Here is a 26685-nt window from a genome sequence, read left to right as displayed (position 1 = left end):
CACCTTCACCTTCACCGATCGACGAGTGCGATTTTACCCGCGAGATACAGAGATACAGATGCGGTATCTCCGTATCTCGCGCAGGAGGAGCAGGTCGTCATCCGCGCCGGGACGGCCCGGGATGGCGATCTGGCCGCGACGGCCGGGAAGAAGAAGGCCGGGAAGCAGCCAGGGCCGCGAGCAGGGCCGCGGCGACGATCAGGATGAGGCCTGCGGCGGCCGCCCACGTGACAGCGCGCAGTGTGCCCGCCGCCCGGTCCGGCAACAGACCCGTGCGGGAGACCGGGAACGCCACCGCGACGACCCGGCCGCTGACCGATCCCGATCCCACGGTGGCGACGGCCGAACTCTCCGAGGCGGCGCTGCGGGAGTCCCGGGAGACGGCCTGGTTGTCACCCGTCAGGAAGAGCCGGCCTGCTTCCACCCGTACCGAGAATGCTCTGTCTCCCGACCGCTCGGAGCCCGGAAGGGCGACGCCGCCGACCAGCATGCGCCCGTCGGCATCGCAGCAGGTCACGGGGTCGCCTTCGGTGGCGGTGACCCGCTTGACCACCTGATCCGACTCCCAGGGCGCGGTGGCCAGCACGAGATCGCCGCGCGTCGCGGTGCGGGACCAGGTGTCCACCACGATCCGGTCGCCGGGCATGATCGCCGGCGTCATCGAGCGCGTCGGCACGGTGTGGACCCGGTAGCGGATCAGGAAGAGGCCCGCGCTGCCGAGCAGCAGCACCAGGCCGGTGGCCAGGCAGAATCCGCGCAGGCGATCAGCCACGGCGCAGGTGCTCGGAGGGGAAGTCCGCGGGCGTGGGCGGCGGGCCGAGGTCGGACGGGCTGATGCCGTCCGGGTAGCCGGGATAGGTGCGGTTGTGCGGCGAGTTGGCGAGTTTGCTGACCCGGCGCGGTGGCAGAAGACGTTCGCCGGCGGCCTTCGCCTTCAGACTCGCCTCGGCCACCGACGTGAGCCAGCGGGGCGCCGGGTCGAAGCCGAACGCGCGCAGCATCCGGTCGTCGAGCAGGCTGCGGACGCCGGCCTTCGCTGCCGGGCGCAGGAACGACGGGAACCAGCTCGCGAACAGGTCGACGGTGTACTGCCCGATCTCCGCGTTGGTGTCGGAGAAGACGAAGTGCTCCCGCTCGTAGTCGTCCTTGAACGCTTTGAACGCGGCGAAGTCCGCGGGGATGTCACGGATGCCCATCCGCTTGCCGACCTCGGAGTAGTAGTGGAAGGCCGCGAGGCGCTCGTTGTCGTGCAGCGGGCGCCAGCCGTACCGGTCGAGCCAGTCGATCGGGTCGTAGATGAACGTGGAGAGCACGTAGAGCATGTCGTCGTTGCTGATCGCGTAACGCCCGTGCGCCCGGTTCACGACCTTGAGCGACTCCTTGCCGCGCGGCGAGTCGTAGCCGTGCGCGGCCATCTCGGCCATCAGCAGCGCGGTGTCGTCGTACCGCTTCTGCGGCCGGTCGCGGAACTCGCCGGTCGCCGCGAGGAGCCGGGAGATGCTCGGCACGCAGTACGTGCGGAAGAGCGCGAACTCCAGCGCCCGGGTGTAGTCCCACGGGAAGTCGAGGCCGGACGAGATCTGGTAGATCTCCAGGTGGTCGCGGACCGGGTCCAGCGCGGCGATGCGGTGCGCGTTCGCGTAGCGACGGGACATGTCACACCTTTCGGGATTTGATATTTGATACTGTTGCGCCGTGCCCGGAGATCGGCCCCAATTGTCGGAAGAGGTAGCCGCGGCACTGCGCGGCCGCATCATGTCGGGTGAGTTGCGCCCCGGCGCGCGCATCCGCCTCGAAGAGGTCGCCGCGCAGCTCGGCGTCAGCATCACGCCGGTGCGCGAGGCGCTGCTGACGCTGCGCGGCGAGGACATGGTGGAGCTCGAACCCCGCAAGGGGTACGTCGTGGCCCCGCTCTCCAAGCAGGACGTCATCGACCTGTTCCAGCTGCAGGGCGACATCGCCGGCGAACTCGCCGCCCGGGTCGCCGAGCGGATCACCGCACCGCAGCTCGACGAGATCACCCTCGCGAACCGGGCGCTGCTGCGCGCCCGGAAGACCGCCGACATCGAGCGGCTGGAGTTCGAGCTGCACCGGGCGGTCAACCTGGTCGCGCAGGCCCGCAAGCTGAGCTGGTTCCTGCACGTGGCGACGCGGTACACCCCCGCCCGCTTCTACGCCGCCGACCCGGGCTGGCGGGCCGGGATGCGCGACGACCACGCGGCGCTGCTGGCGGCGTTCGCGGCGCACGACGCGGCGACGGCCCGATCCGTGATGACCCGGCACTTCACCGACGGCGCCTCGCTCCTCGTGAAGCACCTCGAGGAGCTCGGCGTCTGGTCGTAGCGCGCTCATGCGCCTCGGGCGTGTCGCATGCGGAACAACTTACGGGCCCGTTCGAGCGCCGCGGGGTCACGGTCCAGTCGCATCAGGTCGATCAGCGCGTTGAACCGGCGCCAGGTGACCGACTGCGCGCGGCTGAACTCCCGCAGGCCGTCGGCGCCGTGGATCCTGCCGAACCCGGAGTCGCCCACCCCGCCGAACGGCAGTGAGGGGACGCCGGCGAAACCGAGCACCGCATTGATCGAGACGGCGCCCGTACGAAGGCGGCGAGCCAATGACGCGGCGCGCTTCTGATCCTTCGAGAAGATCGAGGCCGCCAGACCGTACTTCGAGTCGTTCGCGAGCCGGACCGCCTCGTCCAGGTCGGCGACCGGGTTGACCACGAGCGTCGGCCCGAACGTCTCCTCGGTGATCGCGGCGCTCTCCTCGGGCACCTCGGCGAGCAGCACCGGCTTGATGAACGGCTCGCGGACCGAGTCCACTCCGCCGACGACGGCCCGTCCCCCGGATGCCAGGGCGTCGGTCACGTGCGCCCGGACGATCTCCGGCTGCTCGGGAGTGGTCATCGGCCCGTACGCATCGCTCTGAATCTTGCTGGTCAGCTCCGTCAACCGGCCCAGGAAGTCCTGGTAGACGGGGCGTTCGACATAGACCCGCTCGACGCCTGCGCAGGTCTGCCCGGCGTTGCCGAACCCGCCGAAGGCAGCGGCACGGGCGGCCGCGTCGAGATCCGCGTCGGCCGCCACGATCATCGCGTCCTTGCCGCCGCCCTCCACCACGATCGGGGTGAGCGTGCGCGCGCAGGCCGCCATGACCAGCCGCGCGGTCGCCGCCGACCCGGTGAACGCGATCTTGTCCACGCCGCTGTCGACGAGCGCCGCTCCGGTGCTGCCGTCACCGATCACGGTCTGCAGCACCAGGTGCTCGGGCACCGCCTTGGCCCACGCCTCGGCGAGCCACACCCCCACGCCCGGCGTGTGCTCGCTGGGCTTGAAGACGACGGCGTTGCCGGCCGCGAGCGCGTAGGAGACCGAGCCGAGCGGCGTGTAGACCGGGTAGTTCCACGGCCCGATCACGCCGACCACGCCGAACGGGTGGTATTCGAGCGCTGCCGACTGGTCGGCGACGAGCAGGCCGCTGCTCACCTTGCGGCGGCGCAGAACCTTGCCGGCGTTGCGGGCGGCCCAGTCCAGATGCTCGACCGCCAGCATGATCTCCAGCAGCGCGTCGCCGAACGGCTTGCCGGTCTCGTCGTGGATCAGTGTGGCGAGGTCGTCGGACCCGGCCGCTATCGCCCGTTTCCAGGCGAGCAGCCGGCCGCGGCGGGCGTGATGGTCGAGACCGCCCCACCACCCCGCCGCCACCCGGGCCTCGGCGACGGCCTCGTCGACCGTCTTGGCATCGGCTATCTCATATTCCGCCAGCAGCTCGGCCGTCGCGGGATTCAAGGAACGCAGGGTGGCCATCGTTGTGCCTCCGCACCGCAGATTTGATATTTGATATGTTACGTTCACTGTCAATCCCCGGCACTACCTGCGGGAATATTCGGGAGGGATTGACATGGCTATCGATCTGACCGACGAGCAGCGGGCTTTCACGGAAGCCGTCGCCGAGTTCGCGAAGAAGGAGGCCGGCACCCGGGCACAGCGCGACGCGCTCACCGACGGCGGCCGCCACGCACATCATCAGGGCCTCTATCAGAAGATGGCCGACCTCGGCTGGATCGACGGCGCCATCGAGAGCATGACCGACACCGTGCTCTTCCTCGAGCAGATCGGCTACGGCCTGCTGCCGGTCGGCGGCTTCCCGGTGTCGGCGATCGTGGCGGCCGCGATCGAGCGTTCCGGATCGGAAGAGCAGAAGAAGACGGTGATCGGGGGCTTCACGAGCGGCCGGTCGTACAGCATCGCCATGTCCGAACCGGAAGCCGGCTCGGACGTCGCCAACCTGTCCTGCCGCGCGGTCGCCGACGACGACGGCTGGGTGATCAACGGGCAGAAGACGTGGATCTCCAACGCGCACTTCGCCGACGCGATCCTGCTGGTCGCGCGCACCGGCGGGGCACCCGGCGACCACGACGGCCTGACCATGCTGCTGGTGCCCGCCGACACCCCCGGACTACGGATCAGCGGCATCGACACGATGGGCGGCAAAGAGGTCAACGACCTCTACTTCACCGACTGCCGGGTGCCCGCCGACGCCGTGGTCGGCACCGCCGGCAAGGGCTGGTGGCAGCTGATGGCCGGGCTCAACGTCGAGCGGCTCATCCTCGCCGGCCTGATGCTCGGCACCGCGCAGCGCGCCTTCGACGACACCCTCGCGTACATCAAGGAGCGCAAGCAGTTCGGCCGGCCGATCGGCAAGTTCCAGGTTCTGCGGCACCGCATCGCCGATCTGGCCACCGAGATCGAGTGCAGCCGCCTTCTGGTACGCCGGACCGCCGAGCTCGTCGACCGCAACCCCGGACAGGTGCTGCCCCGGGAGAGCTCGATGGTGAAGCTCAAGGTCACCGAGGTGGCCCGGGAGACGGCCCTGGCCGGGATGCAGATGATGGGTGGCTACGGGTACGCCACCGAGTACGACATGGAACGGCACGTCCGGGCCACGCTGGTGTCCACGATCTACGGCGGGACCAGTGAGGTGCAGCGGGACATCATCGGGAAGACGTACGGGCTCTAATATTCGGGTATCCACCGGTCGCCGAGAAGCGCATTGAGGATGAGCAGCACCACCGTGATCACCAGGTTCGCCGCTATCGCATGGGCCAGGCCGAACCAGCCGTGGTCCCGATCCTCCTCGTTCGCCGCATCTGACCACGGCCGGTCGCGGAGAACCCAGAAGACCATCCCGAGCGCGTACGGGATGAGCAGCACCACCCAGAACCAGTACCACCGGGTGCCGAGTGCCGGGGCCGGGCCGATGATCAGCACGGCGAAGAACGTGAGCGCGAGCACGGCGCTGATCCCCTGGATCCATTTCCGCCAGGGGATCAGCTCGCCGGACGGCTGGTCCAGCTCCCGCGCGATCTCGGCGGCCGCTCCGGTGTGCTCCATCCCGTTGACGTCGACGGTGGTCTGGTCACCGTCGGCCGGCGACGTGTCCGCCCAGTAGACCCGGTAGTCGCTCGTCCGCCAGGCGAACCACGGGCCCGACTGTCTCTCCAGGTACGGCGCATCGAGCCATCGGCCACTGCCGTCGTCCCAGTTCATGCCCCAGTCGTAGGCCCGCACCTCGCCGGACTTCGCCGCGTCGAGCGCCTTCTCGTAGCTCACCTCGCGCGGCGCCGTCCACCAGGTCATCGCCGCCGCCACCACCCAGAGCAGCAGGATCAGCACCCTCGCCACGCGCCATGCCTTCACCGCTTGATCGTGTCAAACCTCCGCTCCCACCTCGGCGAGTTGGGAGGTGACGTCGCCGTGGGCGCTGCGCACCCAGCCTTTCCGCGCCAGGCGGAGATGCAGCGTACGCATCAGCGCGTCCCGCCGATCCCCGGACATCTCCCGGCCACGGGCGTGCTTCACGATCTGGTCGAGCGGTCCGGAATCGATCAGCCGCGGCGGCTCCCCGGACTGCCGCGCCCGCCGCAGGCCCGCGTCGTTGCGCACCGCCGTCAGCGGCTCGCGTCCCAGCTCGCGAGTCAGATATTCGAGGTCGGCGTCGTCGGCGACCTTGTTGCCCACGACGGCCAGCACGTCCGCCACGCCGGCGGCCTCGGCCAGTTCCGCGTACCGCCGTGCCACCGAGACCGATTCCGGCGTCGGCTCGGCCACCACCACGATCACGTCGAACTGGGCGTGCAGCGAGTTCGCGAACGCGTCGGTGCCGGCGACCATGTCGCAGACCACCCAGTCGTCCTCCTTCTCGCTCCGCAGGTGGGACAGCAGGTTCTCCAGGATCGCCAGGTGACCGTGGTAGCAACCGGCGCCGATGTCCTTCGGCTCATAGGTGCCGACGGCCAGCACATGAGTCGCGTCGTCGAGCCGCGTGGCGTGGGCCCCCAGGATCGGGTCGGTCGCCTCCAGCGTGACCAGGTTCGAGCCCGGCCCCGGCGGCGTGGTCGCGACGAAGTGCTCCACGGTGACCCTCTCGTTCGTCCCGCGCAGGTGGGCCCGGACCTTCCGCACGTTCTCCGGGTGCGACAGCGCGGTCTCGGCGGTCGTGGCGACGCCGAGCAGCGAAGCGAGATGCACGTTCACGTCGGCGTCGATCGCGAGGACCCGCTGCCCGGTGACCCGCAGATGGTTCACGAAGAGTGCGGCGAGGGTGCTCTTGCCACTGCCACCCTTACCGGTAAAAGCGATTTTCATTTTCAACAGGGTAGTCAGGGGCGCTCGCGCCGCAACGACCGCCACCCCCTGCGTCCCCCGTCCGGATGAACATCACCTCCACGCCGCACGGGTGATCTCGCGGCCTGCGGCCTGCTCGTAGACCGCCGCCGCGAGCCAGGCCCGTGCCAGCACGTGCGCATCGTGCGGGTCGAGCCTTCCGAAGACATCCCTGGTACGCCGGACGCCCGCCTCCCCCAGCCCTCTCAGGACAGCCGCCGCCCCACTCAGGTGGGCGGCATCGAGCCGCCTCGCATCGCCCTCGACACCGGCGAGCAGACAGCTCCGGCCGGCCGCTACGACTCGTTCCAGGTGATGCCGGAGAAGATGCAGTGGCGGCCCGCCCGGTTCGCCGGCGGCTCGGTCCTCCGCCCGCAGCCCGGTCGTCGGCAGGTCGGCCCGGGTCAGCGTCGTGGCGCCGAGATCCACGTGGCCGCCGTGACTCTCCGGAAGCCACGACGCCGCGAAGGCCAGCCCGGCCACCCGCCGCGCACCGGCGAACCGCCCGGCAAGCCGCACCTTCGTCCCGGCCGCGTGCTCGGCCAGCAGCCTCAGGTTGACCAGGTAGGGCGCCGCCGTCGACGCCACGGCCGGCACCACCGTCACGACCGGCCCGCCCTCCTCCGCACTCGCCAGGAGGAGTCCCTGCCGATCGGCGCCGAGGACCGTACCCTCCAGGAAGGCCAGGTCGTAGGCCGCCGGCCGCTCATGAACCGGCGACGCCACACCGGTCAGCCACCGTTCGACCTGGTCAGCGACGCCGATCCGCCAGAGACCGTCCAGCGGATCCGCGGACCACGGCGTACCGGCTGTCGCCACCGCCTGGCGGGCCCGGCCGTGACTCAGGCGGCGTGCCGCGGAAGCGTGTGCGTTCACCGCCCGCAGGCCACCCCGAGCCAGGTCGTGATGACTCAGCCGGACCTCGCCCAGGTCGACAGAGGTCCTGGTGGACGGGCGGGCGTCGTCCGGCTTCACGTCGGAGACCACCCAGATCGTGCCGCCGGCGTCGGCCAGATAGGTGACCACCCCGGCATGACCGGTAGCCGCCCGAACCGGCTCGCAGAAGACACCGTGAAGACGCAGATCACCGACGGGTTCGTAGTCCCGCCGTGCCACCCCGAGCGCCGCACCGTCACCGGCGGCGAGGCGATGGCAGGCGAGCAGCAGTTCCCCTACGTCCGCGGTGAGCTCCCTCAACCGGAACCCCGGCGAGTCCGATCGTGCCGCCCGCAACTGCTCCACGACCCGCACCGCGCTCGCCGCCGGCGCATGCACTCCCGCCGCCCGCGCCCGATGCACCGCCCGCAGCAGATCAGCCTGCGCCACCGCTCCCGCACCAGGAACACCGGCGGTGATCAGGTCGGCAGCGACCCGCCACAACGCGGCAGCGGCATCCCGCTGAGCCGCATTGACCGGCAGAGAATCCCGCTTCCGCCGCCCCTCCCGGCCGGCCGCGGAAACCATCCCCTCGCCCCGTCCCCGCGCCGGCGCTCGCTCCTCGCCCACTCCCCGCGCAGGCCCTCGCTCCTCGCCCACTCCCCGCGCAGGCCCTCGCTCCTCACCCACTCCCCACGCAGGCCCTCGCTCCTCGCCCTGGCCTGACGCACGGCCTTCCCGGATCTTGGAGGGTTCTGGCGCATCCGCGGCTGTCGCGGTGGTCAGGATCGGGGCGAGGCTCAGTACCGCGGTTCGGTGCAGGCACTTCGGTGCCAGGAGGCAGCTGCACACCGCGTCGCCGGCGGTCGTCACCGGGTCGGTGAGGGTCACCGTCAGCTGGTCGTCGGGGCGGACCGTGACGGCAGTGCCCTCGACCGTGACCGGCCACCCGCGCGCCTGGTCGATGACGGCGTCGAGGCGGGAGCGGAGACGGGCCGGCAGGGCGGTCACGGCGTCGGCGGTGACGTCGGCGGACACGGGAGGAAGGCTCATCGGACCTGCTCCCCGATCCAGCGGGCCAGCTCGGCAGGGCTCAGCGCGGCGACCGGCATGCCCGCGGCGGCCAGCTGGGCGGCGACGCCGGTGCTGTACCGCGGCCGCCCCTTGTCGTCGAGGCTCGCACAGCCGAGCTGGGTGATGCCGTCGTCGGCCAGGGCACGGGTGGCCGCCAGCAGGTCGCCGATCGGGTATCCCTCCTCGAAGTCGCTGATCGTGATGACCAGGGTGCGGCTGGGCACCCGGGTGATCTGGCGGGCGTACCGCAGACCGGCGGCGATGTGCGTACCCCCGCCGACCCGCACCTCCAGCAGCAGTGACAGCGGATCGCTGACCCGGTCGGTCATGTCGACGACCTCGGTGGAGAAGGTGACGAAGTGCGTCCGCAACGCCGGCACCCCGGCCAGGATCGAGGCGGTCATCGCGGCCCAGATCGTCGACGCCTCCATCGAGCCGGACACGTCGACGAGTAGGATGACCTGCCAGTCCACGCTGCGGCGGCCCGGGCTGCGGAACACCGGCCGCTCCGGCACGATCGTCACCCGGTCGGTCTCGTCGATCCGGGCGGTGTGCAGGTTCCGGCGTACGGTGGCGGCCAGGTCGAGCCGCCCGGTACGCCGCCGGGTCGGCCGCGACGTGCCGATCCCGGTGAGCGCCGGCCGGATCCGGCGGGCCAGTTCCGCGGTGAGTTCGGCGGTGAGCCGGGCGACCATCGGCCGCAGCTTGGCCAGCCGCGCCTCGGGCAGGCCACCGGCCAGGGACAACACGGTGTGCAGGAGGTCTACGGACGGGCGAACACGGTCCGGGTCGGCCGCCAGCACCGCATCGGCACGGCCGCGTTCCGCCGCCCGGGCCAGCACCTCGTCGCGCACCCGGGCGCCGAAGAGGGCCTCCAGGTCGGCGAGCCAGTCACGCACTTCCGGGTACGCCGCGTCGCGCCCACCACCGGCGCTCACGGTGTGGGCCCCTTCGCCCTGCCCCGCCCCGTAGAGCTCATCCAGCGCCGTGGCCAGCCGCCGTTGCCGGGCGGGCAGGCCGTCGGTCTCCCGTCCGAGAAGCAACCGCCACCGCTGAGCAGGAGAAATCTCCAGGTCCTTCCCAGCCGTGGGAAGCGACCCGTCAGCCGAGGCCGAGGAAGGCGGCGTGGCGGAAGATGCCAAAGGCGTGGAGCCCGGAGACGAGGACATGGAGGCAGGGGACGGGGGCGAGGAGGCAGGGGACGGGGACGGGCCGAGGTCGAGCGCCCGGATCGCGGCCACGCCGGCGCGGTCGGCGGCCAGCCAGCCGGCGAGGGTGGGCGCGTCGGCGGGCAGATCGGGATCGACGCGACCGTGGCGGTCCTCGACGGTGTACAGGAGACGGTCCCGATCCGCCGGGCTCACCGCGTCGAAGCCGCCGCGCAGGGCCGGCAGACGCCTCACGAACTCGTCGTCGGGCACGGTGTCGACGAACGTCAGCAGTGGTTCCAGGGTTTCGCCGCCGGCCTGCAGAAGAGCACCGGCCACGCTGAGCGCCCCGCGCAGCCGCCCGGTGGCCACGTCGGCGGGCAGGAGAGCCCAGGACGCGAGCCGCTCACCGAAGACGCCCGGTTCCTCGTGCCCGAGCAGTACGCCGACTCCGGAGGCGGCGCCGCTCATCAACGGTGAGCCGTCAGCCGCGAGCGCACGGATCGCCTGGCCGAGCCGCAGCAGCCGGCCGGCCTCGTCGGCGGCGCGGACCAGGTCGTGCAGCGCCCGGGCGTCCTCGACCCGGTTCGACCCGGCGAGCCCGGCCACCGCCGACACCGCCGCCGCATGCAGGTCGTCCCGCACCACAGCGATCTCAAGCCCGGCGACGGACGACCGCTCGATCCGCCGGAGAAGGTGCAACCCGGCCACGATCTGCTCGATCCCACCGCCATGGCCCACCGCCTGCTGAACATCGGTGAGCCGTTCCCGCGCCACCTCCGGCAGGTCGCACGCCACGGCCTCGGCCAGCCCGGCGAGAGCCTGCTCCGGGGTGGGCCCGCCCGCCTTGACCTCACGCCGCCGCCGCGCTGTCAGCATCCCGGCAGCGGCCTGGGCGAGGGTCACGCCGTGCAGACCGGCGAGGTTCAGTGCGGCGTCCGTCGCCGGGTTCCACTCCAGGCGCCAGGTGCTGGTCAGCGTCTCCCCGGCAGACGAACCAGCGGACGAACCGGCCGACCCGTACGGCGCCCCGCACGCCGCCATCCGCCGGATCACCAGATCACGGTCCCGGTCGGTGGGCGACCGCAGCGGGTCGAGCCGCATCCGCTGGGCGGCGGCGCCGGGACCGGGCAGCTTGAGCCGAGCCAGTTCGCCGTGCACGGCCGGGAGCAGCCCGGTCACCGGCACACCGGACGGCAGCCGCCCCCGGCGGTGGCCGACCAGCACGGTCTCCATGGCGCGGGCCACGCCTCGGCCGGTTCCGGCCGGTGCTCCCTGGGCGAGGACGGTCTGCAGCGCTTCGACGAGTTCGCCACGGCCGGGGGCGGGCAGCGTACGCAGTCCGGCCAGATCTCCCGCGAGCCGCGCTACCTCGGCAGCCTCGCCCGGACCCGCGGGCTGGCCCTGCGAGCGCAGCTCCCGTGCCACCTCGACGGCGAACGCATGCGTGGCGAGCGCGATCCGCGACGGGTCGGCGCCGCAGTCGTGCACCGCCTGCTGCCAGCGCGGATCCCGGATGCCGGCCGGATAACCGGACCGGGAGTCGAGCAGGTCGAAGGTGTACGGCACGAGCGACACCACCGGCCCGTCGGCGGCACCGACCGGCTCGAGATCGCCGTCAAAGCCAACGGCCGGCCCGAAGTCGGGACCGTCGAGCAGCGCCGGCGTGTGGAAGGCCCCGGCGATCACCGCGACCCGCCCGGCCGCACGACGGATGTGGCCCCGCATCCAGGCCTCCCGCCGCAGGTCGAGCGGATCTACGCCGAGCGGATCGACACCGTCCTGGCGCAGCGCCCACCCCGCCGCGAGCGCCGCCCGCCGCACCGCTTCGGGCGAGCTGCCCGGCGCCCCCGCCTCGATCCACCGATCCCAGAGGTCATCGCCGTCCCGCCCGGAGAGAGCAGCCCGGACAGCCGCGGAGAGCGACCTCCCACGACTTTCCAAGATCCGGGGCCCGGCGTCCCCGCCCTCCACGATCCGAGGCCCGTCGCCACCGCCCTCCACGATCCGAGGCCCGTCGCCACCGCCCTCCACGATCCGAGGCCCGGCGTCCCCGCCTTCCACGATCCGAGGCCCGTCGCCACCGCCTTCCCCGATCCGCGGCCCCTCCCCCGCACCTTCCAAGATCTGCGGGGCGGACCACGCCGGATCGGTCAGCGGCAGATCGCAGCAGATCACCGGCACATCGTGGGCGGCAGCCCACCGCACCGCCGCCAGCTCCGGGCTGAAGTCGGCGAACGGATAGAAGGCGACAGCCCCGTCCTCACCGGCCGCCGCGAGGGCGACCGGCGCCACCGTGCCCGGGTCGCCCAGCCAGCGGACCCACGGCTGCATCTCGGCGGGCAGTTCGACCAGCACGGCAGCCGGGTCGAACGCGTCGAGCAGCGCCGGCACTGCCGCGGCCAGCACCGGCGAGTGGTGCCGCACCCCGACGAGCAGCACCCGCGGATCATCGGCCAGCCGGGACACGGCCGCTCGGACGTCAGTCACGCAGGACGTCCCGGTGTTCCCAGAGCTGCCGCCACATCCGCGCGCCCGCTTCGGCACGGCGGCGCAGGGCGCCGTCCCAGTACGCCTGTAGCTGGCCGGCGTCCTCCGGGTCGTCCTTGCGCACCACGCCGAGCAGGTGTCCCGGCAGCAGCGACAGCGGATCCGGCCCGGGCAGATATGCCGTGGACAGCCCGATCGACGCGGCCACCGCGACCGCCTCGGCGGTACTCATCACCGACGACGGCCGCTCGACCTCCCAGCCTTCGGCGCTGCGGCCGGTCCGCAGGTCACGGAACGCGGTGACCAGCGTGTCCAGCACCGCGTCGTCGACGGCGAACGTCGCGCCGCCACGCTCGACCGACGCCCGGGCCTGCCGGGTGACCAGCGCGACCTCGGCGTCGAAGTCGGCGATCGGCGGCACCACCTCGAAGTTGAACCGGCGTTTCAGCGCCGCCGACATCTCGGACACCCCGCGGTCGCGCAGGTTCGCCGTGGCGATCAGGCAGAACCCGGGTGCCGCGTAGGAGGTCGCCTCCGGGAGCCCGGACAGCTCGGGCACGCTGATCCGGCGCTCGGAGAGGATCGAGACGAGGGCGTCCTGCACCTCGGGCAGGCAGCGGGTGATCTCCTCGACCCGGGCCACGGCGCCGGTCCGCATCGCGGTCAGGATCGGGGACGGCACCAGGGACTCGGCGGACGGGCCTTTCGCCAGCAGGAGGGCGTAGTTCCACCCGTATCGCAGCTGGTCCTCGCTGGTCCCGGCGGTGCCCTGCACGGCGAGCGCGCTGGTCCCGCAGATGGCTGCGGACAGCAGCTCGGAGAGCATCGACTTGGCGGTGCCGGGTTCGCCGACGAGCAGCAGGCCGCGCTCGCCGGCGAGGGTGACGACGCAGCGTTCGACGAGTGCGCGTTCGCCGACGAACTTCGGCGCGATGACCCGGCCGTTCACCGGGACGCCGCCGGAGCCGGCCACGAACGTGACGACCGACCGCGGCGTCATCCGCCAGCCCGGCGGGCGGATTCCGGAGTCGGCGGCCGCCAGGAACTCGAGCTCTTCGGCGTACCGATGCTCCGGGGGGTCGATCTGTCGGGCGTCGGTCACGGCTTCTCCTCGAGGGTGCTGTAACGGGGGATGTCGCCGCCGGTGACGCGGGACCAGGCCATGGCGAACTGGTCCGGCAGCGAGCGGGTGACCAGGCGCTGATTGACGGCGTGCTGGTACATCTCGGCCTTCCAGGTCTCCACCGGCAGCATCGGCGCACGGGCGGGGAACCAGCCACCGGGCAGGAAGATCGGTCGGCCGGCGCGCTCGCGTTTGGCGGCGACGACCAGCTCGGCGGCGAGCAGGGCTTCCCGGGCCCTGCGCAGCTGGGCGGGCTTCCACCCGTTCCACGCCTGCACGTTCCGGTCGGTCGGATCGGGCAGGGCGAGGAGCTGGAGATAGTACGCCGCGGCGTCAGCGTCGAGCCCGAACCGCCCGGCCACCTCGCCGACCAGGACCGGGGCGGCGACCCGCGGATCGTGCGGATCACCGGTGGCCTGCGGCGGGGTCGCGACCGCCGCGTCGATCCAGTCGGAGAGCAGGATCTTCAGCGCGGCGCGGGTGTCGTCGTCGGTGTAGAGGATCGCCGGGTCGTCGGGGCCGGTCAGTTTCGCCGGCGCGAGGTGCAGGAACATCCAGTCGTTGTGTGTCTCCCGCTCGACCAGGGCGGGCATGCCGTCCGGCCGGTTCTTCACCTCGAACATCGCCCAGCCGACCAGCAGGTGGGGGTTGCGCAGCCGTTCCCGGACCAGCCTCAGCGCCCCGGGCAGCTGCAGGCGCAGCGGATCGTCCCAGCTCAGGCGGTAGGCGAGCCACGGCAGCGTGGTCGCGGCGGCCTTCAGGTGGTCCTGTGAGAACGCCGTGCCCTGTGCCACCGTGGTCGTCAGGTGGTTGTAGTGGGTCATCTCGGTGCGCCCGTCGGTGCTGAGCCAGTCGCCCGGGCGGGGGTCGGCGATCGCCTGGAGCAGCGCCACCGGGCGGATCCGCTCGACGAAGCGCGCCAGGTCGGTCACGAGCGTTTCCGGTACGGCGATGCGCCGCCCGCGGATCCTGATCCACTCCGCGGCGACCGCCGCGACGTCCGGCCCGGTCTCCCAGAGTGCGGCCGGATCGGCGGGCATCGCCGCGTCCAGCAGGGCGACCCGCTGCGCCGGCGTCAGGTCGCGCAGCGTCTCCCGCCCGACCTTGGCGTGCGCCGCGGAGAGCCCGAGCACGGTGCGCTGCTCGGTGGTGAGGAAGTTGTCGTGCCAGTCGTTGATGCCGGGCAGCCCGGCGAGCAGCAGGATCGCCTCGGCGCGGGTCATCCCGGTCTGCCCGGCCAGCGTCTCGGCGGCTTCCGGCCGCCAGGGCGCCGGGCCTCGCGCGGCGAGCAGCTCGGCGAACCGCTCCAGCCGGGCGGTGGTCATCCGGCCGCTGGGGTACGTCTCCGCGCCCACCGTCGTCCCCGGCGGCGGGGTGAACACGCCGGACGCCGAACCCTGCACGGCGACGCGGTCCCAGACCTGGTCATCTCGCCAGTGGTAGTTCTCCGGCGGGAAGAGGACCGAGACCTGGCCGCCGTCCCGATGGATCTCGGCCTGCTGCGACCCGGTCCGTTTCTGGGTCACCACGGCGACCCGCACCGGGATCCCCTCTCCGGTCAGCGGCGTCCCGGCCACGGTGGTGAGGAAGGCGACGAGCGCTTCCCGGTCGGCGTCACCGACGACCGGCGAGGCAGCACGCACCGCCGCCGCGCCGAGACCGCCGAGGAGGCTCGCCCACCCGCTCGCGACAGCGGGAACGGGCGGCGCTCCGGCGTCACCGGCCAGGTGGGCGGCGACGACCCGGATCTGCTCCATGATCTCGTGCCGGAGGCCGGTGCTGCCCATGTAGTAGGAGCGGGACGTCTGCTCCAGCCCTTTCCACGCCTCGGTCAGGGCCTCGTCCGAGATGCCCGCGAGTTCCGGGGCGGTCTCCGGCTCCGCCTCCAGATGGGCGGCGATCTCGGTGAGCCGCCGGTTCAGCCGGACCGCTCGGGCGAGCACCTCGGCGAGCCGGGCACGCAGGACCGGGTCGGTGACGCCGGGCAGGTGGGTTTCCAGGTTCGCCGTGACGGCGTCGCGGACCTCGAGGGTCTTCGTCACGCCGGCGTCGACGGCGAGCAGCGCGGACGCCACGGGCTCGGCGAGCGATCGCAGCGCGGCCGAACCGGCCTCGTCGCGCGGGCGCAGGGCGTGCCACCAGGCGAGCGGCGGCAGCAGGCTGTTCACCGGGCTCAGGACGGCGAGCGGGTGCCGGCCGTCCGCCGTCCAGATGGTGAGGCTGCCGTTGCGGTAGCCGCCCTCGTGCGTGATCGGCAGCGGCGTCTCCGCGCCGGGCAGCATCAGCGCGCCGACGAGCGACCCGCCGGCGCCGGCGGGCAGAACCACCCGGCGGCCGTCGGCGCCTTCACCGGACTGCGTGCCGTCGTCCGTCACGACGGTGCGCCATCCGGCCAGCAGGTCGGGAGAGGCACCGAGCGGGGACCCGGCGAACACGGCCGGGACCGGCCGCAACCGGGATGCGATCGCATCAAGCCGTCCGGCGCCGGGTGAGAAATCCGAGAAGAACGCCGGGACGCTGACCCTGCCACCGGCGCCGGTCCGCGGGTCGAACTCCCGCCACTGCCACTGCGCCGGGCCGGACGGCGACCGGACGTACTCACAGCGCCAGAACGCCTGGCCGTCACTGGCCAGCGGATAGGACGCCCCGGGCCCCCGCGGGTCGCCCGGGTGCACCGGCCGCGCACCGGTGGTGAGACCGCCGCCCGGCACCGGCAGCGGCTCGGCCGGGGCCTGCCACAGCACCGGCTCGCTGAGCATGTCGGCGGCGATCAGGTCGGACGGCCGCGACGACCAGTAGCCGACGCCGCCCTCCTCGCCCCGCCACATCACCAGCAGGTCGCCGTCGACGAGCCGGCACGCCGTCTCCGACCAGCGCACCGGCGCGTGCGGGTGGGAACCGGTCGGGAAGCGGAACTGATGCTCGGTGACGGCGCCGTCCGGGGCGATGACGTAGGCCGCGTCCGCGCCGTGCACCACCAGCTCGGGCCAGGACTCGCCGATCCGGATCGCCTTGACCTGGCGGGCCGCCTCCTCGTACGCCCCCCAGCCCAGTTCTTCCGGCAGCCCGGCCCGCAGGCTGCGGGTCACCACGGCCGCCACGTCGACGGCGGCGAGTCGCCGGAACGCGTCCGGCGCCAGGGCCATCCCGTGCGGCGACCAGAGCGGCGCCAGCTCGGTCAGGTCGAGGTCGAGCCTGCGCAGGGTTCCGTCACCGGCCTGGCCGGCCAGCTCGGTGACCAGGTCGACCAGCACCTCACGGACCCCGGCGGCGCCGAACGCGTGCCGCAGTGTCTGCTCGGGCAGCGCCGGGGAGGTCAGCGAGTCGCCGTTGCGCAGCCGCCGGACCGCGTGCCGGGCGCCCTCCCGCAGCACCGGCCGCCACTGCGGGTCGGCGGCGACGGCGGCGAGGTCGCGCCGGCCGGGGCTCTTGTCCTCGGCCCACTCGGCCACGTCGAAACCGGCGCGCCGGACCCGGTCGCCGATCTCGATCGGCACGCCGGCGGAGAGGCAGAGGTCGAGGACGTCCAGCTCGACCCGCCACAGGCTGTCGGCGAGCGGGACGGCCGGCCCGGCGGCGAGCCGGGGCAGCATCCGCTCGACCAGACCGAGGAGCGCCTCGCTGCGTTCCCCGCTCGTCCGGCTGGACCGCCGGCCGGCCAGGATCCGGCCGAGCCAGCGGGCCGGCGTCGCCGGATCGGCGCCGGGGCCGCTGCCCGCGATCAGGTCGGCGGCGGCGCCACTCGCCTCGATGATCTCCAGCCACTGGGCGGTCATGTCGGTGCGCCAGCCCGGCGGCTCGGGGACGATCGCCAGCAGCCGGGCCCGGACCTCGGGGTCGCGTCTGCCGGTGCGGACCAGGCTCTTGCGGTACGCCTTCCAGACCGAGGGGTGGGCGCGGCCCATCGCCGGGTAGCCGAGCAGCTGCGGCACGATCGCGTCGGCCTCCTGCTCCGGGTCGAGGCCGGCGGCCTTGGCGAGCCGGGCCAGGTCGGCGGCCATCGACGCGTGCGGCGGGAGGCCACCGGCGACCCGGCGCAGCGCCAGGGTGCGCACCAGCGCGTAAGCCTCCGTGGCGGGACGGCGGACCACGACGCCCCGCGCGTATTCCGCGAGCATGGCCGCTGTCAGCGCGCCGGCGAACGCGAACTCCAGGTGCACGTCGCGCACCCGGTCCTCGTCGACGGCGAGGCCGTGGACCTGCTCGGCGCGGCGGGCCTCGGTGAAGCAGGTGCCGGCCATCCGCTGATTGTCGGCGCCGAGGAAGGCCCGGCCCGCCTGCTCCCAGAAGGTCGGCAGGAACGCCGGGGCGGCCGCGCCGAGCCGACCGGCGAGGGCGTCGTAACCGTCCTTGGCGTTGCCCGGCTTGCTGCGGGCGACCCGGGCGAGTTTCTCCATCTCCTTGACCAGGGCCAGGGCGTGCCGCCCGTTGGCCGGGTCGTGCACGAGCGCCCAGGCCGGGAAGCCGAGGGCCTGCCGCCGGGCGTGGCCGACCGGGGCCGGCGCCGCGGCCGGCTCGAAGCCGAGGAAGTCCATGGTGAGGTCTTCGGCGGGGCCGACGGTGGCGCCGACGAGCCGCACCACGGTCCGGCCGTCGAGGACCGGATGACGGTAGGACCGGGCGGTCATCGCGTCGTCGGCGCCGCCCGCCGGGGCGCCGGCCAGGATCGCCCCGGCCTCCAGCAGCTGCTCGCTCATCACTTGCCCTCTTCCTCGACGACGCGGCCGGCGTGCAGTGCGGCCGCCATCCGCAGACCCTCGGACCACGCCACCGGCGGCACCTGCTCCGGGGCCAGCACCTCACCGGCGGCGTTGGTGAACACCAGATCGCCGGTCTCCGTCTCGTAGGACGGGTCGCCGTCGCCGATCCAGACCGATGCCAGGACGGTCGCCCCGGACTCCCAGATCCGGCAGACCGACGTGCCGCCCTGCACCCGGTAGCCGGCGGCGGTGGCCCGGGACTGCACGTGCCGCAGCTCCTTGTAGTGAGCGCCGGAGAACCGGCGGAGGTCGTCCGCCGAGGAGAACCGCCACACCTCCCGGAACAGCTGCAGCGTGCCCTGCTCGACGCCGAGGTCGGCGGCGAACTCGCGCAGGTCGCCGAGGTCGGGCAGCAGCACCGGGTGCGGGATCGCGACGGTCGCGGCGGTGATCCGGGTGGACTCGCCGTCGAGGTCCACCACGCCGAGCCCCTTCTCCTCGTCGGCGTCGCGCAGCAGACCGGCGGCGGCCACGTCCCAATCGCCGCCGGGGCCGACCGGGACGACCACGAGGTCGCGCAGCACCGATCGCCACGACTCGTCGGCCCAGACCTGGGCGATCACCGGGGCGGGGACCGGCAGCGAGCGGATCATCCAGCGCTCGACCTCGGTGCGGCAGGACGCCTCATGCCGTTTCAGCCAGTCGATCAGCTGGCGGAGGCCGACCACCACCTCGTGATCGCGCAGCGCCTTGGGCAGCGCTTTCAGCCGTTTGCCCTGCGCTGTCCGGGCGACGACCTTGCCCCGATCGACGCTCACTTGATAGTCGGCACCCGCCGCCACCCAGCCCATGGAGATCCCCTCATCGCTGATGTGGGAGGGAGTGTGCCATCCGCCACCGACAATTTCGCGGGCGCTTGATTGTTATAGTAGAATGCGAACATGTTGTTCCGCGTGGACGTGGCGGCGGCCGAGCCGCTCGCCGACCAGATCGCCGCTCAGGTGCGCGGCGGGATCATGCGCGGCGAGCTGGCCGCCGGTGAGCGGTTGCCGGCCGCCCGCGAGCTGGCCGACGTGCTCGACGTCAACCTGCACACGGTGCTCCGGGCCTATGCCCGGCTGCGCGACGAGGACCTGATCGAGCTGCGCCGGGGCCGGGGCGCGGTGGTCCGGGGGGACGCCGACGCGGCCCGGCTGCGGCTGGCCGAGCTGGCCCGGGAGTTCGTCCGGGAGGCTCGCCGGCAAGGCCTCGGCGAGACGGAGATGTTGGAGATCGTGAGGGAGGCTCGACCGTGAGAAGCCCAGGCATGACGAGACTGTGGACGGCCGCGGCAGTGGTGTGGCTGCCGGTGGCGGTGACGGCCGCGACGAGAGGCTGGCTCGACGAGCTGCCCGAGAAGATCGCGACACATTGGAGCGGCTCCGGGCCGGCCGACGGCTGGAGCTCGGCGGACGGCTTCTGGCTCACCATGCTGATCATCGGCGTGCTGTCCGGCCTCACCGCTCTCGCGGCGGCGGCGGTGACTTCGAGATCAACGGACAACCCCGCCGATGACGTACGCCGCACAGCAGCCGGTCGCGGCCTCGTCATCGGCGTCGCCTCCGTCTCCGGCGGGGCGGCCGGAGTCTGGGTGGCGACGGCCACGGCAACCCTGGCGAACCCCGCCGATCCCCGCCTGGGCTGGCGATTCGGCTGGTTCGTGATCGGCATGGCCTGGGGTCTGGTCGCCTGGCTGATCGCCGGCCGCGCGCCGGTGATCGACGTGCCGGCGGAGCCGCCGGTGGACGCCCTCGACCTCGGGCCGACCGAGCGGGCCGCCTTCAGCACGACACTGCGTGCGCCGCTGATGTTCGGGCTCATGCTGGCGTCCACGGCCGTCGTGGTCATCGTGGCGGTGCTCACCCTGCCCGGCGTCTGGCTGGTCGCGCCGATCCCGCTGCTGCTCGGCCTGGTCTTCGCCCGGATCCGGGTGACCGCTGACCGCCGCGGGCTGCGACTGGTCGCCGGCCTGGCCGGGCTGACGTTCAAGCACATCCCGCTCGACCAGATCGTCACCGCCGAAACCGCCGAGATCATCCCGACCGAGTGGGGTGGCTGGGGCTACCGGGTGAAGCCGGGTCGCAGCGCGCTGGTGCTGCGTGGCGGGCCGGGTCTCGTGCTCAACCTGCGCGACGGCCGGCGCTTCGCGGTCACGATGGACGACCCGCGTACGCCGGCCGCCCTGATCAACGGCCTGAAGACAAGCCACTGACAACAGCGAACCAGCCCGGTTTCAGCGCGAACTGAAACCGGGCTGACGCATCCTTGACACTTTCCTGAAAAGGTTTCCAGACTGACCCTCATCGATCGATCTCTATGAAGATCGGGAGAGGGGCAGTCGCATGACGGCGACCATCAAGGACGTGGCCCGGCTCGCCGGCGTCTCACAGTCCTCGGTCTGCCGGGCCCTGGCCAAACCCGAGCAGGTCCGGCCGGAGACCCGGGAGCGGGTCGAGCGCGCCGCCCGCGACCTCGGCTACTACCCCAACCGCGCGGCCAGCGGCCTGATCACCGGCCGGACCCACAACATCGGCGTGGTCCTGCCCGACCTCGCGAACCCGTTCTTCCCCAGCGTCGTGAAGTCGATCCAGACCCAGGCACGCCGGTTCGACTACGCGGTCTTCCTGAGCGACACCGACGAGGATCCGGCCGTCGAGACGACGCTGATCAGAGCGCTCGCCAAACAGGTCGACGGTTTCCTCCTCTGTTCGCCGCGGGCGGCCGACGAGGAGCTCCGGACGATCGGCGAGGAAGTGCAGACCCCGGTCGTCGTGCTCAACCGGCGAGTCTCGCCCTTCCCCTCGGTCACCGCCGACAGCGCCGACGGCATGCGCCAGGCGATCGGCCATCTCCACGCGCTGGGCCACCGCCGGGTCGCGTACGTGGCAGGTCCCCGCACCTCGTGGTCGAACCGCGATCGACTGCGCGGCCTGCGATCGGCCACCACGGCGTACGACATGGAATTGCTCGAAGCCGGAAATGTCGCACCCACCGTCGACGGCGGCGCCGCGGTGGCCGACCTGGTCGCCGCGTCCCCGGCGACCGCGGTGATCGCCTACAACGACCTGGTCGCGCTCGGCCTGCTCAACCGGTTCCGGGTGCGCGACATCGACGTGCCGGGCCGGATCAGCGTGGTCGGCTTCGACGACATCCTGCTCTCCGGCCTGGTGATGCCGCCGCTCACCACCGTCGCGATCGCCAAGGAGGAGATCGGCCGGAGAGGCGTCGAGCTCCTGATCGACCTGCTCGACGACCGCAGGCCACTCAACAAACGATCACCCACCCAGCTCATCGTGCGCGACTCCACCGGACCAGCAAGGAGCTGATCATGAAAGGGAAGATAGGCATCGCCGTCCTCGCGCTCGCCCTCGCGGCGTGCAGCCCGCCGGAGAGCAACAGCGGCACCACCAGCACCGACGGGCCCGTACCGGACAAGCCCTCCAAGCCGGTCACCCTCAACGTCCTGGACGTCGCCGGCAACCTCCAGCTCACCCAGGGCATGATCGACGACTTCGTGGCGAAGAACAGCGACGTCATCGAGAAGGTCACCTATACCAAGGCCACCGCCCCCGAGCTGGTCGGCAAGATCAAGGCGCAGCAGGACGCCGGCCGCGTCGACATCGACCTGGTCCTGACCGGTGTCGACGGCCTGGCCGGCGGCATCGACCAGGGACTGTGGCTGCCGCTGGTGTCCAGCCACGCCGACCGGCTCACCGGCATGGCCGCCTACCTGCCGGGCGCCGCCGCGATGCAGAAGCTCGCCGGCGACAACGGCGTCACCGTCACCTACTACCCGTCCGGGCCGCTGATCGAGTACCTGCCGAAGAACGTGCCGAACCCGCCGAAGACCGCGCAGGAACTGCTCGACTACGCGAAGGCGAACCCGGGCGCGGTCCAGTACGCCCGCCCGTCCAACTCCGGCCCCGGGCGCACCTTCCTGATGGGCCTGCCCTACCTGCTCGGCGACAGCGACCCGAAGGACCCGGAGAACGGCTGGTCGAAGACCTGGCAGTTCCTCAAGGACCTGGACGCGCAGATCACGCTCTACCCGTCGAGCACCAGCGAGACGATGAAGAACCTGGCGAACGGATCCGCCAAGATCATCCTCACCACGACCGGCTGGGACATCAACCCGCGGGTGCTGGGGACGGTTCCGAAAGAGGCGAAGATCGGCACGCTGGACGGCTTCCACTGGGTCACCGACGCGCATTACGCCGTCGTACCGAAAGGCGTCTCGACCGACAAGCAAGCGGCGGTGCTGTCCCTGCTGCAGTGGATGCTCACACCCGAGCAGCAGGCGAAGGCGTACGACAAGGGCTACTTCTACCCCGGACCGGCGATCAAGGACGTGCCGCTGACGATGGCGCCGCAGGAGAGCCAGCAGGCGATCTTCGAGTACGGGCGGCCCGAGTACACCGATCTCATCCTGAACAACCCGCTCGAAGTGCCGCTCGACGCGAAGGCGCTGGTCGCCGCGTTCGACAGATGGGATCGCGAGGTCGGCGGCGCGAAGGTGAAGAAGTGAGCGGTTTCGAGCTGCTCCGCCTCGACGGCGTGACCCGGCGGTTCGGTGACGCCGACGCGCTGAGCGACCTGAGTCTGGAGATCCGGCGGGGCGAGTTCATCGCCCTGCTGGGCCCCTCCGGATGCGGCAAGTCGACGGCGCTGAACTGCCTGGCCGGTCTGCTGCCCCTCACCGGCGGCAGCATCTGGCGCGACGACACGAGGCTGGACACCCTCCCGCCCGAACGACGCGGGTTCGGCATGGTCTTCCAGAACTACGCCCTCTTCCCGCACATGTCCGTACAGAAGAATGTCTCTTTCGGTCTGCAGATGCACGGCGTGGCCCGCGCCGAGGCACGGCGAAGGACCACCGAGGCGATCCGGCTCGTGCATCTCGAGGAGCATGCGACGAAGCTGCCCGGCCAGCTCTCCGGCGGTCAGCAGCAGCGCGTCGCGATCGCCCGGGCCGTCGTGATCGAGCCGTCGCTCGTGCTGATGGACGAGCCGCTCTCCAACCTGGACGCCAAGCTGCGCCTGGAGATGCGCACCGAGATCCGCCGGCTGCACCAGTCGCTCGGACTGACCACCGTCTACGTCACACACGATCAGGAGGAGGCGCTGTCGCTCTCTGATCGCCTGGTGGTGCTGCGCGACGGGCGCGTCCAGCAGATCGGCACGCCGGAGGAGGTGCACACCCGTCCCGCGAATCGGCACGTCGCCGATTTCATGGGCTATCGCAATCTCCTGCATGGCCGGGCTTTCGGCGGCGCTTTCGCTTTCCAGCATTCTCCGGACGTACGGGTGAAAGGCACGCCCGTCGTCCGGCTGGGCGACGGCGATCCGGCCGTCGCCGCGATCCGTCCCGAGGACATCAGCCTCGACGGTGATCTGGAGGCGACCGTCGATGTCGTGGAATACCAGGGCCGGGAGTTCACCGCGGAGGTACGCACCGCGGACGGCCTGGTGTTGCATCTGCGGACCGGGCGGCGGCTCGCGGTGGGCGATCCCCTGAAGGTCGGCTTCCCCGCCGACCGGCTGCTGATCTTCGGAATGGAGACGGCGTGACCACCGCGACGGTCGCGTTCCGGCACCGGCTCGCCGAACGCGGCGTGGACCGGCAGATGCTGCTGCTCGTGCCGGCCACGGTCTTCGTGGTGGCGCTCTTCATCTACCCGTTCGCCTACGGGATCGCCGTCTCGCTGCAACCTGCCGAGGGTGGGGTGCTCGGCGCGTACCGGGCCTTCTTCACCGATGCCTACCAGCGGGACACCATCGCCACCACCCTGCTCATCGCGCTCCCCGCCGCTCTGCTGAACGTCGCCGCCTCGGTGCCCGTGGCGTACCGGATGAGGGGCCGTTTCCGGGGAAAACGGGTGCTCACCACGATCCTGGTCGTGCCGATCACGCTGGGTACGGTGCTGACCGCCGAAGGGCTGCTCAACTTCCTCGGACCGGCCGGCTGGCTCAACCGCTTCCTCATGACGAGCGGGCTGACGGACGCGCCGGTGCGGCTCACGAACAACTACTGGGGCGTGTTCCTCTCGCTGGTCATCACCGGTTTCCCGTTCGCGTTCCTGCTCGTCCTCTCCTACCTGTCCGGCATCGATCCGAGCCTGGAACGCGCCGCCGCGACGCTCGGGGCGGGATGGCGGCAGCGGTTCCTCCGCATCACCCTGCCGCTGCTCGCGCCCGGGCTGGCGACCACGTTCTGCCTCACGTTCGTGCTGGCCTTCAGCGTCTTCCCGTCGGCCATCCTGGTCGGCGACCCGTCCGGCAGCACCCGGGTCATCTCGATCGCCGCCTACGAGGCGGCCTACGTCCGGTACGACTACGCCGGCGCGTCGGCAGCCGCGATCGTCATGGGCGCCGTCGAACTGGCCGTGATCGCCGTGGTCCTGGGCCTGCGCGGGTTCCTCTACACCGGATCGACAGCGGGAGGAAAAGGATGAGACGCTCCATCGTCGCCTCCCCCGCGGCCTGGCTGGTCTGGGGCGCGGTGATCATCTTCTTCATCGGGCTGGCCGGCGTGATCGGCTCGGTCGTGGTCAACTCGTTCGGGGTGCGCTGGTTCGACTCGTGGCTGCCCGAAGCCTGGACGACCCAGTGGTACGGCCAGGCCTGGGACGAGTTCACGCTGCTCCCGGTCCTGACCGTCACGCTGATCGTCTGCCTGCTGGTCGCCGGGATCTCGGTGCTGGTCGGCGTCCCCGCGGCCTACGTGCTGGCCCGCCGTGCCTTCCCCGGCAGCCGGCTGCTCTACCTGCTGTTCCTGCTCCCGATCCTGATGCCGCCGATCACGTACGGCATCCCGCTCGCCACCGTCCTCTACAAGTACGGGCTGGCGGGTCACCTGTCCGGCGTCGTCCTGGCGAACCTCGTGCCGTCGATCCCGTTCGTGATCCTGACGATGACCCCGTTCATCGAGCAGATCGATCCTGCCGTCGAGCGGGCCGCGAGGATGTGCGGCGCGCGTACCCGGCATGTCTTCCTCCGCATCCTCGCGCCGCTGCTCATCCCGGGCATCCTCGCCTCCTGCATCCTCGTGGTGGTCCGCACCGTCGGCATGTTCGAGCTGACGTTCCTGACCGCCGGCCCGGATTCGCAGACGCTCGTCGTCGCGCTCTTCTACTCGATGTCGGCCGCGGGCATCCGCGCTCAGCAATCGGTCGATGCGATGGCCGTCATCTACTGCCTCATGATGCTGACGCTGCTGGTCGTCGCCCTGCGTTTCGTCAACCCCACCCAGTTGGTCGCACGGGTCAAGGAGGATCCCTAAGTGAGAATCGTCGACGCCCGCGTCATCGTCACCTGCCCGGGGCGCAACTTCGTGACGCTGAAGATCGTCACGGACGAGGGTGTGCACGGGGTCGGCGACGCCACGCTCAACGGCCGGGAGCTGGCCGTCGCCGCCTATCTGACCGAGCACGTCGTGCCCACGCTCATCGGACGGGACGCCTCCCGGATCGAGGACACCTGGCAGTTCCTCTACAAGGGCGCCTATTGGCGTCGCGGGCCGGTCACGATGACGGCGATAGCGGCCGTCGACACGGCATTGTGGGATATCAAGGGAAAGGCCGCCGGGTTGCCCGTGTATCAATTGCTGGGTGGTCGGTCGCGTGAGGGTGTGACCGTTTATGGTCATGCGAACGCCGAGGATGTCGAGTCCGTTTTATCGGAAATTTCCGGATATGTTGGGTTGGGTTATCGGGCTGTTCGCGTGCAGACCGGCATCCCCGGGCTGGAGTCGACCTACGGCGTCGGCGGCGACAAGATGTTCTACGAGCCGGCCGACGCGGCACTGCCCACCGAGAACGTCTGGTCCACCGAGCACTACCTGGACCACGTGCCGAAGGTCTTCGCCGAGGTGCGCAACGAGTTCGGCCCTCATCTGCGCCTCCTCCACGACGTCCACCACCGGCTGACCCCGCTCGAGGCGGCCCGGCTCGGCAAGTCCCTGGAACCCTATGCGCTGACCTGGATGGAGGACCCGGTCCCGGCCGAGCTGCAGGAGGGTTTCCGCCTGATCCGGCAGCACACGACGACGCCGATCGCGGTCGGCGAGGTGTTCAACTCCATCTGGGACTGCCAGGAGCTGATCACCGCGCAGCTCATCGACTACATCCGCGCCACCGTCGTGCACGCCGGCGGCATCACCCACCTGCGCCGGATCTTCGACCTGGCCGCCCTCCACCACGTCCGCAGCGGCTCGCACGGCGCCACCGACCTGTCCCCGATCTGCATGGCGGCGGCCCTGCACCTGGACATCGCGATCCCGAACTTCGGCCTGCAGGAGTACATGCGCCACACGCGAGAGACCGACGCGGTGTTCCCGCACGGCTACCACTTCGCCGACGGCTACCTGCACCCCTCCGAAACCCCCGGCCTCGGCGTCGACATCGACGAGGAACTGGCGGCCGACTACCCCTACCGCCCGGCGTCCCTGCCGGTCAACCGCCTCCACGACGGAACGATGCACAGCTGGTAAGCCTCACCCGAACTGCGGTCCACCCCCTCGCGATGGCGCTGATCAGCGCCATCGGCGGGCCCTGCACCGGAGGCAGCCGCAT

At 71.7% G+C, this 26685-nt stretch carries 20 protein-coding genes; 10 read left to right on the top strand and 10 right to left on the bottom strand.

Going from position 1 to position 26685, the window contains the following annotated elements; all coding sequences use genetic code 11:
* Window positions 1-97: 97 nt before the first annotated feature.
* Window positions 98-772 (bottom strand): signal peptidase I, encoded by a 675-nt coding sequence (gene lepB, locus EP757_RS21540; RefSeq protein ID WP_160165831.1) that lies wholly within the window; start codon window positions 770-772, stop codon window positions 98-100.
* Complete coding sequence (locus EP757_RS21535) at window positions 765-1655, bottom strand: oxygenase MpaB family protein (RefSeq protein WP_127548725.1); 891 nt, start codon at window positions 1653-1655, stop codon at window positions 765-767. Before EP757_RS21535 ends, lepB begins: the two co-directional genes overlap by 8 nt.
* Before the next feature lie 40 nt (window positions 1656-1695).
* Between EP757_RS21535 and EP757_RS21530 the strand changes: the two genes are divergently transcribed.
* Window positions 1696-2343: a GntR family transcriptional regulator gene (locus EP757_RS21530; protein ID WP_127548723.1), complete on the top strand. Its 648-nt coding sequence runs from the start codon at window positions 1696-1698 to the stop codon at window positions 2341-2343.
* A 5-nt stretch (window positions 2344-2348) separates the two neighbouring features.
* Here EP757_RS21530 and EP757_RS21525 read toward each other — a convergent pair whose 3' ends face one another.
* Complete coding sequence (locus EP757_RS21525) at window positions 2349-3806, bottom strand: aldehyde dehydrogenase family protein (protein ID WP_127548721.1); 1458 nt, start codon at window positions 3804-3806, stop codon at window positions 2349-2351.
* Between the two features lie 94 nt (window positions 3807-3900).
* Here EP757_RS21525 and EP757_RS21520 point away from each other — a divergent pair, with 94 nt between their 5' ends.
* The gene (locus tag EP757_RS21520; protein WP_127548719.1) at window positions 3901-5019 is read left to right on the top strand and encodes an acyl-CoA dehydrogenase family protein; all 1119 of its coding nucleotides are present in this window, start codon (window positions 3901-3903) and stop codon (window positions 5017-5019) included.
* On the opposite strand, the gene EP757_RS21515 is transcribed toward EP757_RS21520, so the two are convergent.
* The 7 genes from EP757_RS21515 to EP757_RS21485 form a co-directional block, all read right to left on the bottom strand.
* Window positions 5016-5699 (bottom strand): hypothetical protein, encoded by a 684-nt coding sequence (locus EP757_RS21515; RefSeq protein ID WP_127548717.1) that lies wholly within the window; start codon window positions 5697-5699, stop codon window positions 5016-5018. The two genes, EP757_RS21520 and EP757_RS21515, sit on opposite strands and share 4 nt — an antisense overlap.
* 12 nt (window positions 5700-5711) lie before the next feature.
* On the bottom strand, window positions 5712-6647 hold the full coding sequence (locus EP757_RS21510; protein ID WP_127548715.1) for an ATP-binding protein: 936 nt from the start codon (window positions 6645-6647) through the stop codon (window positions 5712-5714).
* Window positions 6648-6719: 72 nt separating this feature from the next.
* Complete coding sequence (locus EP757_RS21505; protein WP_127548713.1) at window positions 6720-8594, bottom strand: hypothetical protein; 1875 nt, start codon at window positions 8592-8594, stop codon at window positions 6720-6722.
* Window positions 8591-12253 carry a DUF5682 family protein gene (locus EP757_RS21500; protein ID WP_127548711.1) on the bottom strand — a complete coding sequence of 1221 codons (3663 nt, stop codon included), beginning with the start codon at window positions 12251-12253 and terminating at the stop codon, window positions 8591-8593. Before EP757_RS21500 ends, EP757_RS21505 begins: the two co-directional genes overlap by 4 nt.
* The gene (locus EP757_RS21495) at window positions 12246-13355 is read right to left on the bottom strand and encodes an AAA family ATPase (RefSeq protein ID WP_174262432.1); all 1110 of its coding nucleotides are present in this window, start codon (window positions 13353-13355) and stop codon (window positions 12246-12248) included. The genes EP757_RS21500 and EP757_RS21495 overlap by 8 nt, the downstream gene beginning before the upstream one ends.
* Entirely contained in the window at window positions 13352-18073 is a 4722-nt protein-coding gene (locus EP757_RS21490; protein WP_127548709.1) for a hypothetical protein, read from the bottom strand. The genes EP757_RS21495 and EP757_RS21490 overlap by 4 nt, the downstream gene beginning before the upstream one ends.
* Window positions 18073-18927, bottom strand: coding sequence for a DUF4132 domain-containing protein (locus tag EP757_RS21485; RefSeq protein WP_127548707.1), 855 nt, complete (start codon window positions 18925-18927; stop codon window positions 18073-18075). Before EP757_RS21485 ends, EP757_RS21490 begins: the two co-directional genes overlap by 1 nt.
* Window positions 18928-19017: 90 nt before the next feature.
* Here EP757_RS21485 and EP757_RS21480 point away from each other — a divergent pair, with 90 nt between their 5' ends.
* From EP757_RS21480 to manD, 8 genes are all read left to right on the top strand, one after another.
* Complete coding sequence (locus EP757_RS21480) at window positions 19018-19371, top strand: GntR family transcriptional regulator (protein ID WP_127548705.1); 354 nt, start codon at window positions 19018-19020, stop codon at window positions 19369-19371.
* An 11-nt stretch (window positions 19372-19382) separates the two neighbouring features.
* Entirely contained in the window at window positions 19383-20327 is a 945-nt protein-coding gene (locus tag EP757_RS21475) for a DUF1648 domain-containing protein (protein WP_127548703.1), read from the top strand.
* Between the two features lie 130 nt (window positions 20328-20457).
* Window positions 20458-21441, top strand: coding sequence for a LacI family DNA-binding transcriptional regulator (locus EP757_RS21470; protein ID WP_127548701.1), 984 nt, complete (start codon window positions 20458-20460; stop codon window positions 21439-21441).
* Window positions 21442-21443: 2 nt separating this feature from the next.
* On the top strand, window positions 21444-22640 hold the full coding sequence (locus EP757_RS21465) for an ABC transporter substrate-binding protein (protein ID WP_127548700.1): 1197 nt from the start codon (window positions 21444-21446) through the stop codon (window positions 22638-22640).
* Window positions 22637-23683 (top strand): ABC transporter ATP-binding protein, encoded by a 1047-nt coding sequence (locus EP757_RS21460; RefSeq protein WP_127548698.1) that lies wholly within the window; start codon window positions 22637-22639, stop codon window positions 23681-23683. Before EP757_RS21465 ends, EP757_RS21460 begins: the two co-directional genes overlap by 4 nt.
* Window positions 23680-24567, top strand: a complete 888-nt coding sequence (locus tag EP757_RS21455) for an ABC transporter permease (RefSeq protein WP_127548696.1) — start codon at window positions 23680-23682, stop codon at window positions 24565-24567. Before EP757_RS21460 ends, EP757_RS21455 begins: the two co-directional genes overlap by 4 nt.
* On the top strand, window positions 24564-25394 hold the full coding sequence (locus EP757_RS21450; protein ID WP_127548695.1) for an ABC transporter permease: 831 nt from the start codon (window positions 24564-24566) through the stop codon (window positions 25392-25394). The genes EP757_RS21455 and EP757_RS21450 overlap by 4 nt, the downstream gene beginning before the upstream one ends.
* Window positions 25395-26603 carry a D-mannonate dehydratase ManD gene (gene manD, locus EP757_RS21445; protein WP_127548693.1) on the top strand — a complete coding sequence of 403 codons (1209 nt, stop codon included), beginning with the start codon at window positions 25395-25397 and terminating at the stop codon, window positions 26601-26603. It begins immediately after the preceding gene.
* Window positions 26604-26685: the final 82 nt, after the last annotated feature.

It is taken from the genome of Actinoplanes sp. OR16 (genome assembly GCF_004001265.1).
Taxonomy (GTDB): domain Bacteria; phylum Actinomycetota; class Actinomycetes; order Mycobacteriales; family Micromonosporaceae; genus Actinoplanes.
Note: the sequence above shows the minus strand (reverse complement) of the source record. Positions and strands in the feature narration are given on the sequence as shown.

Excerpts from the sequence above, each read along its gene's own strand:
- EP757_RS21480 (WP_127548705.1), top strand. The coding sequence starts at position 19,018 with ATGTTGTTCCGCGTGGACGTGGCGGCGGCCGAGCCGCTCGCCGACCAG.
- EP757_RS21490 (WP_127548709.1), bottom strand. The coding sequence starts at position 18,073 with ATGAGCGAGCAGCTGCTGGAGGCCGGGGCGATCCTGGCCGGCGCCCCG.
- EP757_RS21450 (WP_127548695.1), top strand. The coding sequence starts at position 24,564 with ATGAGACGCTCCATCGTCGCCTCCCCCGCGGCCTGGCTGGTCTGGGGC.
- EP757_RS21465 (WP_127548700.1), top strand. The coding sequence starts at position 21,444 with ATGAAAGGGAAGATAGGCATCGCCGTCCTCGCGCTCGCCCTCGCGGCG.
- EP757_RS21505 (WP_127548713.1), bottom strand. The coding sequence starts at position 8,594 with ATGAGCCTTCCTCCCGTGTCCGCCGACGTCACCGCCGACGCCGTGACC.
- EP757_RS21485 (WP_127548707.1), bottom strand. The coding sequence starts at position 18,927 with ATGGGCTGGGTGGCGGCGGGTGCCGACTATCAAGTGAGCGTCGATCGG.
- EP757_RS21510 (WP_127548715.1), bottom strand. The coding sequence starts at position 6,647 with ATGAAAATCGCTTTTACCGGTAAGGGTGGCAGTGGCAAGAGCACCCTC.
- EP757_RS21525 (WP_127548721.1), bottom strand. The coding sequence starts at position 3,806 with ATGGCCACCCTGCGTTCCTTGAATCCCGCGACGGCCGAGCTGCTGGCG.
- EP757_RS21470 (WP_127548701.1), top strand. The coding sequence starts at position 20,458 with ATGACGGCGACCATCAAGGACGTGGCCCGGCTCGCCGGCGTCTCACAG.
- EP757_RS21520 (WP_127548719.1), top strand. The coding sequence starts at position 3,901 with ATGGCTATCGATCTGACCGACGAGCAGCGGGCTTTCACGGAAGCCGTC.
- EP757_RS21535 (WP_127548725.1), bottom strand. The coding sequence starts at position 1,655 with ATGTCCCGTCGCTACGCGAACGCGCACCGCATCGCCGCGCTGGACCCG.
- EP757_RS21475 (WP_127548703.1), top strand. The coding sequence starts at position 19,383 with ATGACGAGACTGTGGACGGCCGCGGCAGTGGTGTGGCTGCCGGTGGCG.